Below are 593 nucleotides of genomic sequence, written 5' to 3' on the forward strand. Positions count from 1 at the left end.
CGAGCTGTCGCGGATGAAGGTCAGACCCACATGGGACTTCTCCACATCAACAGTCTTGGACGTCACGAACTGGGCATAAAGCCAGGCTGCCTGCGCACGATCCGAGGGGGTCGATTTCAGGAACGTCCAGGAACCCACGTCCTGATAGCCAACCTTCTGGCCTTCTTCCCAGTAGGGGCCGTGCGGGCTGGGCGCCATCCGCCACAGCGGCGTGCCTTCGTCATCCACGGTGTTGTTGCCTTCGGACTTCGGCTTCACCATGTCGGCGGTAAAGGCGGTGTACCAGAAAATCTGCTGGGCCACGTTGCCCTGGCTCAGTGCCGGCAGCGACTGATAGAAGTCATAAGACGCCGCACCCGGAGGCGCGTAGGCCCGCAGCCATTCGTCCCATTTGCGGATCGCATAGACCGCAGCCGGACCGTTTGCAGCACCACCGCGCGACACCGAGGCGCCGACCGGGTTACAGGTGCCCGCTTCCATGCGGATGCCCCATTCGTCAACCGGAATACCGTTCGGCTCGCCCTTGTCACCAGCACCGGCCATCGAAAGCCAGGCGTCGGTCATGCGCCAGCCAAGGTCGGGCGCGCGCTTGC

1 protein-coding gene is annotated in these 593 nt (G+C 63.6%); it reads right to left on the reverse strand.

What is annotated here, in order from left to right; translation table 11 throughout:
• On the reverse strand, positions 1-593 hold a 593-nt coding region (locus ACR0C6_RS22035; protein ID WP_480621315.1), incomplete at both ends, for an extracellular solute-binding protein.

This window comes from Ruegeria sp. AL12, assembly GCF_056540885.1.